At 62.3% G+C, this 682-nt stretch carries 1 protein-coding gene; it reads right to left on the bottom strand.

All coding sequences use genetic code 11. From position 1 onward, the window contains the following. The coding region (locus tag EOA86_RS37210) for a zinc-binding dehydrogenase (RefSeq protein ID WP_128345871.1) at window positions 1-682 on the bottom strand (682 nt) is incomplete at both ends.

The raw sequence follows: 682 nt of genomic DNA, 5'->3' as shown, positions 1-682 counted from the left end.
GGGTGATGAGGCCGGTGACGTCGAGCGGGCCTTGCACCAGTGCGATCATCTTGTACCAGGTCTCGAACATCTCGCGGCCATAGATGCCCTTGAGATGCAGCATCTTGAAGATGACCTTGTTCCAGTCGATCTCGAAGCCGGTCGGCGCGATGCCTAGAATGGCGATCTTGCCGCCATTGTTCATGGCGTCGATCATGTCGCGGAAGGCGGGTGCGGCGCCAGACATTTCGAGGCCGACGTCAAAACCTTCGGTCATGCCGAGCGCCGGCATGATATCGCGCAGCATTTCCTTCGATGCGTCGACCACATGCTGGACGCCAAGCTTTTTCGCCAGTGCCAGCCGCACCGGGTTGATGTCGGTGATGACCACTTTTCGCGCGCCGACGCACTGCGCCACCAGTGCACCCATGATACCGATCGGCCCGGCGCCGGTGACCAGCACGTCCTCGCCGACGAGATCGAAGGACAATGCGGTGTGAACGGCATTGCCTAAGGGATCGAAGATTGCGGCGATCTCGTCGGGCACGTCGTCGGGGATCGGCACGACATTGTGCTGCGGGATCGCCAGATATTCGCCGAAAGCGCCCGGCCGGTTGACGCCGACGCCGAGCGTGTTGCGGCACAGATGCCCCCTGCCCGCCCTGCAGTTGCGGCAATGGCCGCAGACGATATGGCCTTCACC

Origin of the sequence: Mesorhizobium sp. M5C.F.Ca.IN.020.32.2.1, assembly GCF_004023105.1 — a bacterium.
In the GTDB taxonomy this organism is placed as follows: Bacteria; Pseudomonadota; Alphaproteobacteria; order Rhizobiales; family Rhizobiaceae; genus Mesorhizobium; species Mesorhizobium wenxiniae.
This window is presented reverse-complemented; position numbering and strand designations above follow the sequence as displayed.